At 59.0% G+C, this 15,278-nt stretch carries 11 protein-coding genes; 7 read left to right on the forward strand and 4 right to left on the reverse strand.

Translation table 11 applies throughout. From position 1 onward, the window contains the following. Window positions 1–68 precede the first annotated feature (68 nt). Together FDP08_RS05470 and FDP08_RS05475 are read left to right on the forward strand one after the other, a co-directional pair. On the forward strand, window positions 69–1,064 hold the full coding sequence (locus FDP08_RS05470; RefSeq protein ID WP_137434995.1) for an amidoligase family protein: 996 nt from the start codon (window positions 69–71) through the stop codon (window positions 1,062–1,064). Continuing rightward, a complete protein-coding gene (locus FDP08_RS05475; RefSeq protein WP_137434996.1) occupies window positions 1,057–1,824 on the forward strand; it encodes a gamma-glutamyl-gamma-aminobutyrate hydrolase family protein in 768 nt (255 codons plus the stop codon). Before FDP08_RS05470 ends, FDP08_RS05475 begins: the two co-directional genes overlap by 8 nt. Here the strand turns inward: FDP08_RS05475 and FDP08_RS05480 are convergent. Next, window positions 1,809–2,009 carry a hypothetical protein gene (locus FDP08_RS05480; protein WP_137434997.1) on the reverse strand — a complete coding sequence of 67 codons (201 nt, stop codon included), beginning with the start codon at window positions 2,007–2,009 and terminating at the stop codon, window positions 1,809–1,811. The genes FDP08_RS05475 and FDP08_RS05480 overlap by 16 nt on opposite strands. Window positions 2,010–2,021: 12 nt before the next feature. On the opposite strand from FDP08_RS05480, the gene FDP08_RS05485 reads away from it, so the two are divergent. After that, complete coding sequence (locus tag FDP08_RS05485; RefSeq protein ID WP_137434998.1) at window positions 2,022–2,708, forward strand: SIMPL domain-containing protein; 687 nt, start codon at window positions 2,022–2,024, stop codon at window positions 2,706–2,708. A gap of 9 nt (window positions 2,709–2,717) precedes the next feature. Here the strand turns inward: FDP08_RS05485 and FDP08_RS05490 are convergent, their stop codons facing one another. Together FDP08_RS05490 and FDP08_RS05495 are read right to left on the reverse strand one after the other, a co-directional pair. Continuing rightward, window positions 2,718–6,458 carry a translocation/assembly module TamB domain-containing protein gene (locus FDP08_RS05490; protein ID WP_228263239.1) on the reverse strand — a complete coding sequence of 1,247 codons (3,741 nt, stop codon included), beginning with the start codon at window positions 6,456–6,458 and terminating at the stop codon, window positions 2,718–2,720. Beyond that, a complete protein-coding gene (locus FDP08_RS05495) occupies window positions 6,455–8,215 on the reverse strand; it encodes an autotransporter assembly complex protein TamA (protein WP_206077268.1) in 1,761 nt (586 codons plus the stop codon). Before FDP08_RS05495 ends, FDP08_RS05490 begins: the two co-directional genes overlap by 4 nt. Before the next feature lie 221 nt (window positions 8,216–8,436). Between FDP08_RS05495 and FDP08_RS05500 the strand changes: the two genes are divergently transcribed. From FDP08_RS05500 to FDP08_RS05515, 4 genes are all read left to right on the forward strand, one after another. Next, complete coding sequence (locus FDP08_RS05500; RefSeq protein WP_137434999.1) at window positions 8,437–9,741, forward strand: acyl-CoA dehydrogenase family protein; 1,305 nt, start codon at window positions 8,437–8,439, stop codon at window positions 9,739–9,741. Between the two features lie 50 nt (window positions 9,742–9,791). After that, the gene (locus FDP08_RS05505) at window positions 9,792–11,000 is read left to right on the forward strand and encodes an acyl-CoA dehydrogenase family protein (RefSeq protein WP_137435000.1); all 1,209 of its coding nucleotides are present in this window, start codon (window positions 9,792–9,794) and stop codon (window positions 10,998–11,000) included. A gap of 215 nt (window positions 11,001–11,215) precedes the next feature. Further along, window positions 11,216–12,223, forward strand: a complete 1,008-nt coding sequence (locus FDP08_RS05510; protein WP_137435001.1) for a hypothetical protein — start codon at window positions 11,216–11,218, stop codon at window positions 12,221–12,223. A 30-nt stretch (window positions 12,224–12,253) separates the two neighbouring features. Then, window positions 12,254–13,741, forward strand: a complete 1,488-nt coding sequence (locus FDP08_RS05515; RefSeq protein WP_137435002.1) for an amidase — start codon at window positions 12,254–12,256, stop codon at window positions 13,739–13,741. Here the strand turns inward: FDP08_RS05515 and nhaD are convergent. Next, window positions 13,725–15,140, reverse strand: coding sequence for a sodium:proton antiporter NhaD (nhaD, locus tag FDP08_RS05520; RefSeq protein WP_137435003.1), 1,416 nt, complete (start codon window positions 15,138–15,140; stop codon window positions 13,725–13,727). The genes FDP08_RS05515 and nhaD overlap by 17 nt on opposite strands. Window positions 15,141–15,278: the final 138 nt, after the last annotated feature.

Consider the following 15,278-nt stretch of genomic DNA (forward strand, 5'->3'; position numbering starts at 1 on the left):
CGGTAACCGTCACTTTCAGCCCGAGGGACTGTGTTAAGGTATTGCTAACCCTTTGTGGAGACGCATTAATGAGCAAAAGATGCCGTATGCCGGACATCATGAGAACCGATGACGGAAAGGAACGGAAAGTAGGTGTCGAGATAGAATTATCCGGCCTCGGGTACGAGGATCTCGTATCGCTTGCCACCCGATTGCTTGACGGAGAAGCGAAACCGGTTTCCCGCTACGTGTCGGAAATCACCACCGATGCAGGCGCCTTCGCCATCGAACTGGATTCGGACCCCATCAAGGACCTGGATCTGCAGGATCAACGGTTACCGGAATCGGTCCGGGAACTCGGGGGCCAGGCAATGAGTGTGATAGATGCCGCGGCCGAGAAAATCGTGCCTCTGGAAATTGTCAGCCCTCCGTTACCCTTCAGTGAACTTGAGCGCATCGAAACGCTTTGTGACGAACTGCGCAAGGCGGGCGCCCTTGGCAGCCGGGAAGCCCTCTACTACGCCTTCGGCCTGCAACTGAATCCAGAGCTGCCGGATCTGAAAGCTTCAACCCTGGTGCGTTATCTGCAGGCGTTTGCAGCGCTTTACGAATGGCTCAAGGCACGGCATCAGATCGATCTGAGCCGCAAACTGACCAGCTACATTGAACCCTGGAGCAGCAACTACATCGATTTGCTGATGTCTGAAGGCTACGATCCGGACATGGATCAGTTGATGAAGGACTACCTCCACTATAATCCGACACGGAACAAGGCGCTTGACCTGCTGCCGCTGTTTGCACACCTGAACAGCGAGCTGCTGGCCAGGTATGTGAAAGACGAACGCATCAAGAGCAGGCCCACCCTGCATTACCGGCTGCCGGATTGCGATATCGACAACCCGCTCTGGCATTTCTCAACGGTATGGAATGACTGGGTGATACTGGAGCAACTGGCGGCCAACGCCGGGGATCTGGCCGCATTGGTGACCGAGTTTCGCAACAGTCGCAAACTGAGCTTCCACAATCTGACCCATAGCTGGCTCGATACGTCTGACCAGTGGCTGCGGTCCCGGAACTATGTCTGACACCGTCCAGGAAAAGCCGGAACATCCCGGCCTCACCATCGGCATCAGCGGCCCTGTCCGACGAAGTCTGTCCCACCGGCTGATCAGTTTTGCCCTGCGCATGCATGGAGCTCGTACCCACTTCATTCGCCCAGGCTCGAAAGTAGACGTATCCCTGCTGGACGGCCTGGTCCTGTCAGGTGGCACCCACGTTCACCCTTCAAGGTATGGGCAGACACCGCAGGTAACGGCAAATTATGACCCGCGCCGGGACGAAACCGATGTTCGCCTGCTATCCCGAGCCGAAGAGTTGAATATTCCGGTGCTGGGCATCTGCAGGGGCGCCCAGTTCATCAATATCTTCCGTGGTGGCACACTGTGCCAGAACGTGACCCCTCTACGAGTCAACACCCGTCACCGCCCGCTGCTGTTTCCAATGCAGACCGTTCGGGTGGTCAGCGACAGCCGTCTCGGAGAAGTCATGCGCCAGCCGGTGATTGGCGCCAACCGGATTCACAGCCAGGCCATCAAAAGGCTCGGACACCACCTTCGTGTGGTCGCCCTGGACAATGATCATTTCGTGCAGGCGATAGAGAATACTCGCGGGCAGTGGCTGATGGGAATTCAGTGGCATCCGGAATATCTGCTGTATCACGGTGGCCACCGGCGTATCTTCAAGCATTTTGTTGATGCTGCGGAGGAGAGAAAGCTGATAAGGCTGGATGAACCGACAGACACTGACGACGCCGGTGACGACCTGCCCGGTCAAAGCGGCAGATAATGCTGCAGAACAGCCTTGATTTCCCGTATTTCCCTGGCATCACCGGGCAGGGCTTCCAGATGACGGGCAGCCCACTCTTTCAGTTGCGCGCGGGTCGTCACATAATGGGGATCGCTCCCGGTCAGCCTGAGCAGGATGTCACGCTCCCGGGGAGTCAACCTGACCTGATTATTGTGTAAAAGCATGGAGATCCCACAATGTTGCCCAACGTCCATCGATACCTGCTGTTTCCTGCCACCCTGGCGGTCTTTCCGCTGTGCGCAATCGCCGGGGAAGTAAGCCTGAGCGGCCAGGCTTCCGTAAAGTATACTCCAGACAGTGCACGACTGCAGTTTACCGCCAATGCCGAGCACAGCCTGCCGGAGACAGCGACCCGACGCGTGAATGAGCAGATGGAACAATGGCGGGCTGGCATCAGTGACTATCGTGACCAGCTGGGCTCTTACAGCGATGCATCGGTTAACCTCTACAGCCGCTCGATTCCGTCCCAGGAGCGTAGTCAGAAACCGGAAAAGGTGGCCGTTGCCTCACAAACTGTGAGCTTTACCATTGACGACCTGTCCCTTCTCAATCCCATCCTGGAGCAGGCCCAGGCACTGGGTATGGACTACAACGTGGGACCGCACCAGTTCTTTCATTCCGATGAAAGCAGCCTCCGCAAGCAGGCACTGGCCGGCGCCATCGCTGACGCCAGGGCAAGGTGTGAGTTTGTTGCCAACGAACTTGAAAAGCAGTGCGGCGAGGTGATCAACATCAACATCGATGGTGGCTATCAGCCCCCGGTTCCGATGATGGCGGAAATGCGCGCCTCGTCTGACACCGTGTCCGACGTCGGCCCGCGGGAACTGACATCCCGGGTCAGTGCCACCTTCGAGCTGGAATAGCGGGCCGGGTCAGAAATCCCGGGTGTAGAAAATATCCAGGGAAGCTGCCAGGCCACTGGCGGCTTCCAGATAGAAATACCGGCCAAGGTCATAGCGCAAGGCAACGGTGGTGATCGGCTCGAAAATGCCCACACCGTAACGAATACTGAGCTCATCGGTCAGGTAGCCACTGGCCACCACCGCCGACTCATCTCCGGAGCCCTCCGCCTCCAGCATCAGATTCTGTATACCAATCTCTTCCCCAAGACCCTGGGTTAACTTGTTGGTCTGGGTCAGGCCCAGGGAAATGGCTGCCCGGCTCATCTGCCCCTCATCGCCCCTGCTTTGGGGTGCCCGGCCCAGAATCACATAGGACAACGCATCGGTCTGGGGCATCTCCGGTTCGGAAAACACTTCGGTCTGGGGCGCGCTTACCGGCCCGGTAAGCCGGATACCCGCCACGACGGTATCGACCCGCCGAATGGCTTCGATATCCAGATAGGGCTCTGTCAGAGGCCCGACAAATATTAATCTGGCCCTGCGCAGCTCCAGTTCCTGACCATAGGCTTCATACTGGCCATCAACCAGCCGCAGCTCACCTCGGGTGTCCATATTGTTGCCGACGCGCAGGGTGCCTTTCAGGTTACCGGTTACCCCGAAGCCATTGAAACTGACCTGGTCATCGCCGACCACCACCGTCACATCCATATTCAGGGAGCGCAAACCGCCCTCTTCCTGCTCCGCCCCCACGATCACTTCGTCTTCCGATACCGAAACCGCCTGAGCCGGCAGCTCCCTGATCTCTATCTCGCCACGGGGAACCTCCAGGCGGCCGGTAACCGCCAGATCACCGCCACCGTAGGTGATGGTGATATCCGGCACCAGCTCTACACGGGCGTAGGGGTCGTAACTGAACGGCAATCGGTCACCGGTGAGATTGACCTCTACAGACGGCTCCGCCGACCAATCCAGGCCTCCCTTGATGTTGCCGGTACTGCGCTCGTTACTGCGCCAGCGGCCGGACAAATCTGCGGAATAGCCATTCAGCTCCAGGCTGACAACCATGTCTTCCAGCGGTATCGGGAGCTGCGGGTCGGAGATCCGCCCGCCGGTCAACGCTATGTCGCCATTCACCGCCGGCTTCAGTAACGGGCCTGACAGCGTGCCTTCGCCATTGAGTTCACCTTCGACCACCTCCAGCCCCGCAAACACCCCGGCCATCGCAATATCCAGGCCCTGGACGCGGAACTGGCCATCAACCTCCCGCTCACTGGCATTCGGATCAACGGCCATTGCGACAGAAAGATCGCCCAGTTCGGGCCCCTTCAGCCTGACATCCAGCTCGGCGATGTCCGGTTTCAGTTGAAGCCTGGTGGTGAAGGTGTCGTATCCCAGGCTCTGCCATTCGTCCCTGACCATGACTTCAAACTCGCCCGCACCGGCATCCACAGACACCTCGCCATCCGGACCATTGTCGGTCATCGTCAGCCTGATGTCCGCATTCAGAAGCGTGTCCCACCGCAGGGTTTCCGGCATCAGCGGGGACAGCGCGGTGGTCGGGAAATTCTCGATCCGATAGGCAATGTCCTGGGTCGGGAGCAGGGTCTGGTCTTCGGCGCAAACCGAAGCCTGTTGCCATTGCCAGCAGTGACGGCCGAAGGTCAGTCTGCCGGTTTCTGTGTACTCCAGTGCCGCTGGGCCCGCCAACGTCCATTGCTGCCCCTGCTCGGGAACATCAATCTGCCCCTGCTGCAACGCTCCCTGCCAGGCATTCCAGTCCTCGGAAGCATTGCCGGCAAATACCAGCCCGACCTCGGCCTCCTCATGAACGGCGCTAACCTCCAGCCGGTGATCATCCCGGGTGCCTGACAGCCCCAGTGCCAATGACTGCAGCAACTGCTCGCCGTACCGGAGCTCACTCGCCTGAACATCGGCGCTCACACTCAACCCTTCACCAAGGGTGGCATTGAGGTCCAGACTGGCCAGGCTCAACTCATCCTGCCATGCCAGATCGGACCCAGACACTTTCGCGCTGCCTTGCGGCTGATCGGGTGTCCCCGAAACTGAAGCGGTTCCGCTCAGCGAGCCCGCCAGGCCCGGCAGGAAGGTTTCCGGGGAAGGCAGTTCCAGCGCCAGATTGCCCGCAATCTCTCTATCCCACTCGCCGCTGCCGGTAACCCGGTTATCGCCCACCTGGAGTTCCAGGCCAGACAGCGCCCATGCCCCTGAATCGCTGTTCAGCGCACCACGGATCAGGGCGTCATTGGCTTGCCAGCTACCCGAAAGATCCCACTCGGCCTGTAACGAAGGCTTACCGCTCTCCACCAGCCTCCCACTGGTTCTGACATCACCATTCAGGCTTGCCTCCAGTATCGGCACCCAGTAGCCGGGGTTGAAACTGTCCAGCTCCAGGCTTGCATCCCATGCCAGCTGGTCAGCAAACTCGACGTTTCCCTGACCACCGAGGAAGCCAGCGCCCGTGTTTACCCGCAGACGGGTGATATTCACGGACTCCATATCGCCATCCAGCTCCCCTGACAGATCCGCCTCCCCATGTGGGCCGTCGACGCTGGCTTCAACACTCGCCCGATAGGCGCCTGACTGGTATCGAACCTCACCATTCAGTTGGTTCAAGGTAACCGGCGGCTGCTCAAAGTCCGGGATCAGGCTGTACCAGGGGAAGGCTTCCATAGCGACCCGGGCATCCACCAGGAAGGCTTGCTGCCAGTCCAGGTTTCCGGTCACCGAGGCCGTGCCGGTCTCGGCCTCACCCGTTCCGGGGCCCGAGAGCGAGAGGTCCAGGTCTTCCACGCCAACGGTTGTCACCAGCCCTTTCAGCGCAACCGCAATGTCACCGGAAGTACCCGGTAACGAGGTACGGGAGTCGGAACGGAAACCGTCGTCCAGGCTACCTTCCAGAGCAACGACCGTGTTCTGCAGCACCAGGGTTTCAGGCAGGCCTTCAGCAGGAACAAAGCGTTGGGACTCAACGGTCAATCGGGCCGGCAGTGCACTATCCAGGGGAGCCACCCGGCCGGCCAGGGTGGCTTCCAGGTAACCAGTGCTTTCACCCCTCACCCTCAGGTCCACTGCGCTTCCGGTGAGATTGAGAGCCAGATTCCAGTCGGGGCCATAGGGCGGCGGCAGGCTTATGCCGACATTCAGGTCCAGTGGCCAGTCGCCGCGGGTCTGGATGCGGCCGGACCCATCAATTTCGATACCGTCACGAACAAAGCTGAGACTCTGAAGGTGCCAGTCAGATCCGGAGCCTTCGGCCCGTAACTGCAACCGGTCCCAGATTTTGCCATCGTTCAGGGTGAAAGTGCCAAGATCGACCTCCCTGACAGCCAGACCAATCGGCAGGTTAACGCCAGGCAGACTGATGTTGCCACGCTCATCCTGCTGATCTGTTGACGGTTGCAGGGTCAGGTCAATGGTTTCCACCTGCAGGGATTCAAGGCACAGCTGCTTGCTGAACAGGCAGGTCGGTGACCAGTCAACCACCGGCGCCTCCAGCCGAAGACCCACGCCGTAACCCTGCCATGTCAGGGACTGCGCCTGCCACAGTCCCAGCAATGATCCCTGACCCTGTTCCACGTCAAGGCCGGGAACCTGGTCGATGACCCACGCCGTTCCGGTTTCCGAACGCAAGGCCAGTAACAGTGCCCCCACCAATAACAGTGGCAGCAGAATGATAATGGCCAGCGCAATCAGCAGGCCGTTCCTCAGGCGTTTTGGTTTGTGGACCTCTTTCTTTGACGCTTCGGTCATAACTCGGGCCCCATGGAAAAGTGAATGCGCCACTCACCGCCAAATTCCGGGTTCAACCCTTTGGCAATATCCAGACGCAAAGGCCCCACCGGGCTTATCCAGCGGATACCCATTCCAACGCCGGTGGCCAGAGGGTCGGCCAGGTCATCAATGGCATTGCCTTCATCTACAAAGGCAGCTACCCGCCAGTTGTCGGCAAACTGGTACTGATACTCGGCGCTGCCGACCATCAGGAAACGACCACCCACGGCAACATCCTCATCGTCTCGCGGCGACAGGGTTTCGTAACCATAACCCCGGACACTCTGGTCACCACCGGCAAAAAACCGCAATGACGGTGGCACATCCGAAAAGCGGTTGGTTGCCACCCCGCCAAACTGGAAACGGGTCAGGAAGCGGTGGTTATCCGCCAACGTATACAACCCCTTGACGAGAAAATTCGCATGAAGAATGTCCACGCTCGAAAGGACGGCCCGATGGGAACCTGTAACATCAAACTGAATCCGGTAGCCGCGGGACGGGTCCAGAGGCGAATCTGCATGCAGTTTGGAATACCCCAGCCCCGGCAACAACAGGCTGCTCTGCTCAGTCTCATCGTCGCCAATCCGGAAGCGCTCCCCCTCCCACCGCAGAGAGGCGACCTGCTGCCAGCCGTCATCAAGCTGATGCTTCCATTGCTGGCCGAAGGTCAGCAGTTCCGACTCAACATCCTCAATCTCCTCCCGCTGATAACCGGCAGACAAACGAATGGAATCGGTCATGGGTGGATCCAGGGGCAATTCATACCAGGTGGTCAGGTTCTGGCGTGGCGCTGAAAGTTCAGTTTCGACACCACGACTGTGGCCCATGGGGTTGATCCAGTGCTCACGCCAGTTGCCCCGCAAACGTGGCCCCACGTCGGTTGAAAAACCGATGCCTGCGGCCACCGATCGGGGTGGGCGTGTGGTCAGCCCGACATTCACCGGAATCACTCCGTCCTCGGCGGCGCCGGGAGAGGCCTCAATATCCACTCCGGAAAAATAGCCACTGTTGGACAAATCCGTATTGAGCCTGGCGATCTTGTCCGCATGAAAGAGTTCACCCGGCTCAAAACGCACAAACTGCTCCAATAGCTGCTCCTCGAATCCATGGCCCTCACTGAAACTGACCTCACCCAACCGATAACGTTCACCGCTGCGATAAACCAGGGTGATATCCGCCACTCTTTTTTGAGGGTCCACTTCCAGCCGGCGGGTAGTGAACTCGCCATCAAAATACCCCAGCCGACTGGCGCGATTCTGGATGGTCTGGCGCAACGAGCTGTACTCGCCATGATTCAGCACATCACCCTCAGACGGTTTCTGCGGCAGGGAACCCGTGAAATCGGAATCTTCACTGGCAGGGCCCTCGATCTCAACCTTACGGGAACGGACAATCACCGGCTCACCCGGCTGCACAGTGAGAACCAGGCGCGCCGGTTCTTCTTCCTCGCCGGGCGGCTCGACAATTTCCCACTGGATTATCGGGCTGTAGTAACCGAGCGCGCGAAGCGCATCTTCCACCTGGGCTTCGGCGGTGCTGGCATAACGCCTCAGACTGTTGGCGCTACGGCCTTCAACGTCTCCGACAAACGCCTCGGCATTGTCCTGCAATTGCGGAAAGTCCCCCTCCACCTTTATTTCCACTTGCTGGGCCCAGGACAACGCCGGCATGGTCCAGACAAAAAACCAGAGAATCAGGAACCGGCGGTGAAAACGAGAACTAATGTGGGGCAGCATCCAGCAGCGTTACTTCAGTCAAAGTGAGTTGAGGGGCAAGGTAACAACCGGAGTGTAACGGGTAGAGGTACGGTTAATCCATGGCTATTGACCATCTTGCCTGTGGGTAATGTACGGCATGCCAATGGCGCCGGATCGGTCCGGGGCCATGATCGTCAGATAACGACCTCCCCTGATCGCCTGCAGACGAAATCAGGACAGTGCCACCAAGGAGACAACAGATGACACGGGACCCCATGGGCTTTGCCCTTTCCATGATGAACAGGCTTGCCGCCAACCCGTTGCTGGACCGGCTGGGGCTGCGCACCCCGCTCGAAAGGACCGCCTATCACGGAACCCGAACCGGTTTTCGCGCCCTTGCTGTTGCCGGCCGGGAGTTCAATCGAGTCAATAACTGGCTGCCCAGGAAACGCCTGCCCCAAGGCAGCGCGCCCGACTTGTTCGATCTCTCTCTCAGCGACGACCAGCGCATGATCACCGATTTGCTCGGGCGGTTTGCCCGTGACGAACTCAGAACTGCCGCTGGCATTGCCGATGAAACCAGGGAGATACCAGACAACATCACCAGCGCTGCTGCCGACCTGGGTTTGCCCTTATACGCAATACCGGAAGAATTCGGCGGGGTTGCAGAGCATCAGTCCCCGGTAACCAACGTATTGATCGCCGAGCAACTCGCCTGGGGAGACATGGGGTTGGCCACGGCACTGTTGGCACCTTTCAGTGTCGCCCAGGCCATCACCCGCTGGGGCACCGGCGAACAGCAAAGCCGCTACCTGCCGGCGTTCTGTGGCGAAAAGCCTCCGGTAGCCACCATTGCCATCGACGAACCGACGCCGTTGTTTGATCCACTCGTTCTGCAAACCTCTGCCCGAAGAACCGATACCGGCTATGCCCTCACCGGCCTGAAGAATGCGGTTGTGCGGGGAGGAAGCGCTGAACTGCTGTTGATTGCGGCACAGATGGGTGGGCAACCAAGGCTGTTTATCGTGGAGGCGGGAACTCCGGGCGTCCGTGTGAAAGCCGACCCTGCGATGGGCCTCAGGGCTTCGGGGACCTGTCAGTTGCTGTTGGAGAACGTCGAGTTACCCTCGGATGCGCTGTTGGGGGATGACGATTTCGACTACCAGAACTTCCTCGATTGTGGGGCCTTGCTTCGATGCGGTCTTGCCATTGGTACCGCTCAGGCGGTTCAGGATTACGTGATCCCCTACTGCAATGATCGCAACGCCTTCGGCGAACCCGTCAGCCACCGCCAGTCCGTTGCCTTCATGATCAGCAATCTGGCCATCGAAACCGACAGCATGCGCATGCTCACCTGGCGTGCTGCCAGTCGTCTGGAACAGGGCCTGCCGGCGCACCGGGAAACCACCCTGGCACGGTTGCTATGCAACGAAAAAGCCATGGAAGCCGGCTCCAATGGGGTTCAACTGCTGGGTGGCCATGGCTTCGTCAAGGAACACCCCGTTGAACGCTGGTACCGGGATCTGCGATCCGTTGCCACCCTGGTCGGCGGCCTGCACGCCTGATTGCTTTTCATCAATGCAGTCATCAGCCCAGTCACAGTGAGCAGAACGACATGAACCTTGAGATACCGAGAAAATTTGCCCCTCTCATTAACCAGGCCCAGCAAGTCGCCCGTGAAGTATTCCGGCCCATCTCGCGCAAATACGACCTTGCGGAGCACGAGTACCCAAGTGAACTGGACATGTTCGCATCCATCATGGACGGCATGAACGACGGCGCGGCGGATGGTGGCACTGGCGCCGGAAAGCTCGCCCGCTCCGACAACAACGGCGGAACCGGCAACCGTAACGGCACCAACATGAAAACCGTACTCGGCCTGACCGAACTCTGCTGGGGCGATGTTGGCCTGGCCCTGTCCATCCCCCGCCAGGGCCTGGGCAACTCCGCCATCGCCGCCGTGGCCAACGACGAGCAACTCGCCCGCCTGGGCAACACCTGGGCGGCCATGGCCATCACCGAACCCGGCGCTGGCTCCGACACCGCCGCCATCCGCACCACCGCCACCGAAGACGGCGACGACTACGTCATCAATGGCGAGAAAATCTACGTCACCGCCGGCGAACGCGCCGACGCCGTGGTGGTCTGGGCAACACTGGATCGCAACAAAGGCCGCGCCGCCATCAAATCCTTCGTGGTGGAAAAAGGCACCCCGGGAATGACCGTCGAACGCCTGGAGAAAAAGCTCGGAATCCGCGCCTCCGACACGGCCGCCATCCGCTTCGACAACTGCCGCGTGCCCCGGGAAAATCTCTTGGGCGACCCGGACATCAGCGTCGAAAAAGGCTTCGCCGGCGCCATGCAAACCTTCGACAACACCCGCCCTGTCGTCGCCGGCATGGCCATCGGTGTTGCCAGCGCGGCCCTGCAGAAAACCCGCGAACTCATTGCCCTCACCGGCACCGACCTGGAATACCGCCACCAGACCTGGACCCAACCCGCCGTCACCCGCGAACTCCAGCTCATGGAAGCCGAACTCGAAGCCGCTCGCCTGCTCACCCTCCGCGCGGCCTGGATGGCCGACAACGGCCTGCCCAACTCCAAAGAAGCCTCCATCGCCAAAGCCAAAGCCGGCCGTGTCGGCAACACCATCACCCTGCGCTGCGTCGAACTCTGCGGTAGCCTCGGCTACGGTGAAACGGAACTGCTGGAAAAATGGGCCAGGGACTCCAAAATTCTCGACATCTTCGAAGGCACCCAGCAGATCCAGCTGTTGATCATCGCGAGAAGATTACTGGGCAAGTCGTCGGCGGAGCTGAAATAAGCTAACCTGTGAAAAACTATTAGCAGAATCAGGCCTATAGCGTTGGCGATCAGCACTGGGCCTGAAGTGATTTCCGGGTGGTGCCTTCACAGACCGTGCATTGCCAGGGATGGCAATGCCGAGCCCCCATGGATGGGTTAACGGCGTGTCTGTGAAGGCACCATCCGGAAATCACCAGCACCCAAACCCGCAGTCTACAGAGCGCCAATAACTGAATGCTGAAGATAAACAGAGCAAACCTGAAAACCAGCCACCAACTCATCTGGTTCGTCATAGACTTCCTGATGCTCGGCCTGCTCATCATCAACCTGGCCTTCATCATTTTCGACTCCATCTACAACTTCGGCGCCATCCAGAACCTGCTGGCAGAAAACGCACCCGCGATCAAAGACCTCTACCACCCCATCCACGAAAACTTCATCTTCTACGACCTCATCTTCGTCAGCATCTTCCTGACCGAATTCGTCGTGCGTTGGGGCTATTCTGTAAAGGCCAAGATTTACGACCGCTGGTACTTCTACCCATTCATCCACTGGTACGACATTGTCGGCTGTATTCCTGTTGGCAGCTTCCGCTTCCTGCGGATATTGCGGGTTATCTCCATCGTCTACAGACTGCACCAGTACAAGGTCATCGACGTCACCCAGACCCGAGTTTTCCAGTTCTTCAACTTCTACTACGAAGCCTTTCTGGAAGAACTCTCCGACCGTATCGTCGTAAAGGTGCTTTCCGGCGCCCAGGACGAAATCCGCCGTGGTTCGCCTCTCTTTGAACGCATCCAGAACGACATCCTCTACCCCAGGCGGGAAATGCTCTCGGACTGGATTTCAAAGCGTGTGGCAGAGGCGGCACAGGAAGGCTACGTACCCAATCGCGGTGCCTTGCGCAGTTACCTGGAAACCCGCGTGGATAATGCCCTCAAGCAGAATCTGGAACTGTCGCGGCTGAAATACCTGCCGGTGGTCGGACCCACCATTCAGGAAACCCTGGAAGACGCTGTAGGGGATATTGTTGCAAACGTGATTCACCAGATCCTCGAGGATCTGGCGTCCGCCACCAACCACGCTTTTATCGAAGACATTGTGAACGTGTTCCTGCCCTCCCCGGATGACAACGCCCAGGAAGAGGCTCCCAATGAAGCCCTGATCAACCTGATTATCGAAATACTGGATGCCATCAAGTCACAGGTGAAGGTCAAGCACTGGCGCTCCGAATTGCCCTGATTCGCGCCACAAAACAAGAACGAGGACACCATGAATCCGCTGCATTACCGCTCTGCCACCGAACTGGTTAGCGACCTTAAAGAAGGCAAGCTAACCAGCACGGAAGTGACCCGGACTTTCCTGGACAGAATCCGCCAGTACAATGACACCATTAACGCTGTTGTGACCCTGGACGAAGAGAAATCTCTGGAAGCGGCCCGCAGCGCGGATGAAGCCCTGGCGCGGGGCGAATCCCCCGGCCCGCTCCACGGCCTGCCCCTGACCCTGAAGGATACCTGGGAAGTCGCGGGTATGAGGTGCACAGCCGGTGCACCCGCATTGCAAAACTATATCCCGAAAAGCCACGCGGATGTGGTTAAGCGCCTGGAAAACGCCGGCGCCATCATACTGGGAAAAACCAACGTTCCGATCTACGCCACCGACCTTCAGAGTTACAACAAGCTCTTCGGCATCACCAACAACCCCCACAACCTGGCGCATACGCCCGGAGGCTCCTCCGGTGGCGCTGCGGCAGCCCTGGCTGCAGGCATGACACCCCTGGAAGTGGGCAGCGACCTGGCCGGCTCTATCCGCACGCCGGCTCACTTCTGCGGTATTTTCGGCCACAAGCCGTCACGGGCTCTGGTCCCGTTCCGTGGCCATATTCCCGGGCCACCAGGCACCCAGTCCCGGCCAGACCTAGCGGAGGGCGGCCCACTGGCCCGTTCGGCGAAAGACCTGGAGCTGCTCCTGAACGTGATCGCCGGCCCGACCGAGCGGGAAGGCAACAGCTGGCAACTGGCTATGGCGCCGGCGTCCATCCACTCACTGGAACAGGCCCGTGTGGGGCTCTGGCTGAAAGACCCCCTGTGCCCTGTCGATGACGAACTGGTGACCGGGTACGAACAACTGGGCCGCGACCTGGAAAACCGGGGCGCATTAGTGGCCGAAGCGCAGCACAACCTCTTGAACCTGGAACACATCCTGCCAGCCTATTTCAACCTGCTGGGCAGCCTGCTGAGCACTTCCCTGAAACCGGCCCAGCGCCGGCAAATGAAGTGGATCGCCCGGCTGGAAAAGTGGCTGCATCTGTTTGGGCCGGTGACGGCCTTTGCCGGCGAATATGGCCGCGGAGTAAACCAACCGGTCTACCAGTGGATGGCATGGAACGAAACCAGGGAGAAAATGCGGGCCGAGATCGCGTCGCTGTTCGAGGAATTCGATATCCTTCTGACCCCGGTTACGCCCACTACGGCAATTCGCCACGATCACAGCCACCCGGTTTTCAAGCGGCAGATTACCGTTGCCGGCCAACCCCGAGCCTATATGGACCAGTTCTGCTGGATTGCCCTGGCAACGCTACTCGGGCTGCCCGCAACCTCGGTACCTATTGGTAAGACAAAGGACGGATTGCCATTCAATGTGCAGGTGATCGGGGCGCCGGGAAGGGATCTGACGACCTTACGGTTTGCGGAATTGCTGGAAGCAGAGGGGCTTGCCGGCTTCCAGCGCCCACCGGATCTCAGCCGTTTATCATGAAGTGCACCCAGATACTTGCCCCATAGCCCACGGCAATTGCCGGTGTCCATTTCAGATGGCTGAAGAAGGTATATTGCCCCCTGGCCTGCCCCATCAGGGCGACACCAGCGGCTGAACCTATCGACAACAGGCTGCCGCCAACGCCGGCCGTCAAGGTAACCAGCAACCATTGGAAGTCCGGCATTGCGGGGTTCATGGTCAGTACCGCAAACATCACCGGGATATTGTCCACCAATGCCGAAATCACCCCAATCATGACGTTGGCGAAGGTAGGCCCCAGGTCGCCATAAAGTGTGGCTGACATCATGCCCAGATAACCAATGAAACCCAGGCCGCCGACCGCCATGATGACTCCGTAGAAGAAGAACAGCGTATCCCATTCCGAACGGGCAATGTGGGAAAACACGTCAAAGGCACGACGGCCCTGTGTCCGATCGCCCGAACTGTCTCCGGGGGGCGTTTCAAAGCTCTCGTTCCAGTGGTACTCCTCGTGGCGTTTGAGGTAAAAACCAAAAACCTTCAGGTAACCCAGCCCCGTCATCATGCCGAATACCGGAGGAATATGCAGGAACTGGTGAAAACTGATGGCGGTGGCAATGGTCAGCAGGAACAGCGCGCAGATCACCAACCCGCCTGGACGAATGACATACTCATAGGACTCAGGCGAGGACGGTTGCCCCTTCGGCAGAGCAAAATGCATCAGCGCAGCCGGTACAAGGAAATTCACCATCGACGGCAGCAGCAGGTGGAAAAAATCCTGGAATGGAAGAATGCCTTTTTGCCAGACCATTAACGTGGTGATATCGCCAAATGGGCTGAACGCGCCCCCCGCATTGGCACCCACCACAATATTGATACAGGAAAGTGAAACAAAAGCAGCGCTGTCGCGGCCCACCGCCATCACCACTGCGCACATGATCAGTGCCGTGGTCAGGTTGTCCGCTACCGGCGAGATACAGAACGCCAGGATACCGGTAATCCAGAACAAGCGCCGATAACCGTACCCCTTGCCCAGAAGCCAGATCCGTAACTGATCGAAAACGCCGCGCTCAAGCATGGCGTTTATGTAGGTCATCGCCACCAGCAGGAAGAAAAATAGTTCGGCGTATTCGAGGAAATTGTGACGGATCGCCTCCTCGACTTCGCCATTGGCTCCTGCAGCCCGATAGGCAATGGCGACCAGCACCCAGATCAGCCCGGCGGCGATCAACATAGGCTTTGACTTGCGCAGGTGGATCCGCTCCTCCAGCATCACCAGAACGTAAGCCAGTCCAAATATCGCTAGCGCGAGGTACCCCACCGGATGGGCAGCAAGACTCGGGGCTTGCTCCGGAGCTGCCCACACCTGCCCGGGTGCCAGCGACATTGTTGCCATTAACGTTAAAACGCTCGCCTTCATTCGGGGAGGTGCTCCAAACTGCGACCAGTGTGGTGAGGGTGGCATCGAGGACAGTCTCTATGGTGGCGGGCTCGCCGCGCAACCAAAGTTTGCGGGCCGGGCGATTACCCGTCAACGAAAAAAGGCAGACCAGTTAGT

Source organism: Marinobacter panjinensis (assembly GCF_005298175.1).
Classification (GTDB): Bacteria; Pseudomonadota; Gammaproteobacteria; order Pseudomonadales; family Oleiphilaceae; genus Marinobacter; species Marinobacter panjinensis.

Coding starts and splice junctions, on each gene's coding strand:
- FDP08_RS05515 (WP_137435002.1), top strand. CDS start 12,254: ATGAATCCGCTGCATTACCGCTCTGCCACCGAACTGGTTAGCGACCTT.
- FDP08_RS05490 (WP_228263239.1), bottom strand. CDS start 6,458: ATGACCGAAGCGTCAAAGAAAGAGGTCCACAAACCAAAACGCCTGAGG.
- FDP08_RS05480 (WP_137434997.1), bottom strand. CDS start 2,009: ATGCTTTTACACAATAATCAGGTCAGGTTGACTCCCCGGGAGCGTGAC.
- FDP08_RS05495 (WP_206077268.1), bottom strand. CDS start 8,215: ATGCTGCCCCACATTAGTTCTCGTTTTCACCGCCGGTTCCTGATTCTC.
- nhaD (WP_137435003.1), bottom strand. CDS start 15,140: ATGAAGGCGAGCGTTTTAACGTTAATGGCAACAATGTCGCTGGCACCC.
- FDP08_RS05500 (WP_137434999.1), top strand. CDS start 8,437: ATGACACGGGACCCCATGGGCTTTGCCCTTTCCATGATGAACAGGCTT.
- FDP08_RS05485 (WP_137434998.1), top strand. CDS start 2,022: ATGTTGCCCAACGTCCATCGATACCTGCTGTTTCCTGCCACCCTGGCG.
- FDP08_RS05505 (WP_137435000.1), top strand. CDS start 9,792: ATGAACCTTGAGATACCGAGAAAATTTGCCCCTCTCATTAACCAGGCC.
- FDP08_RS05470 (WP_137434995.1), top strand. CDS start 69: ATGAGCAAAAGATGCCGTATGCCGGACATCATGAGAACCGATGACGGA.
- FDP08_RS05510 (WP_137435001.1), top strand. CDS start 11,216: ATGCTGAAGATAAACAGAGCAAACCTGAAAACCAGCCACCAACTCATC.
- FDP08_RS05475 (WP_137434996.1), top strand. CDS start 1,057: ATGTCTGACACCGTCCAGGAAAAGCCGGAACATCCCGGCCTCACCATC.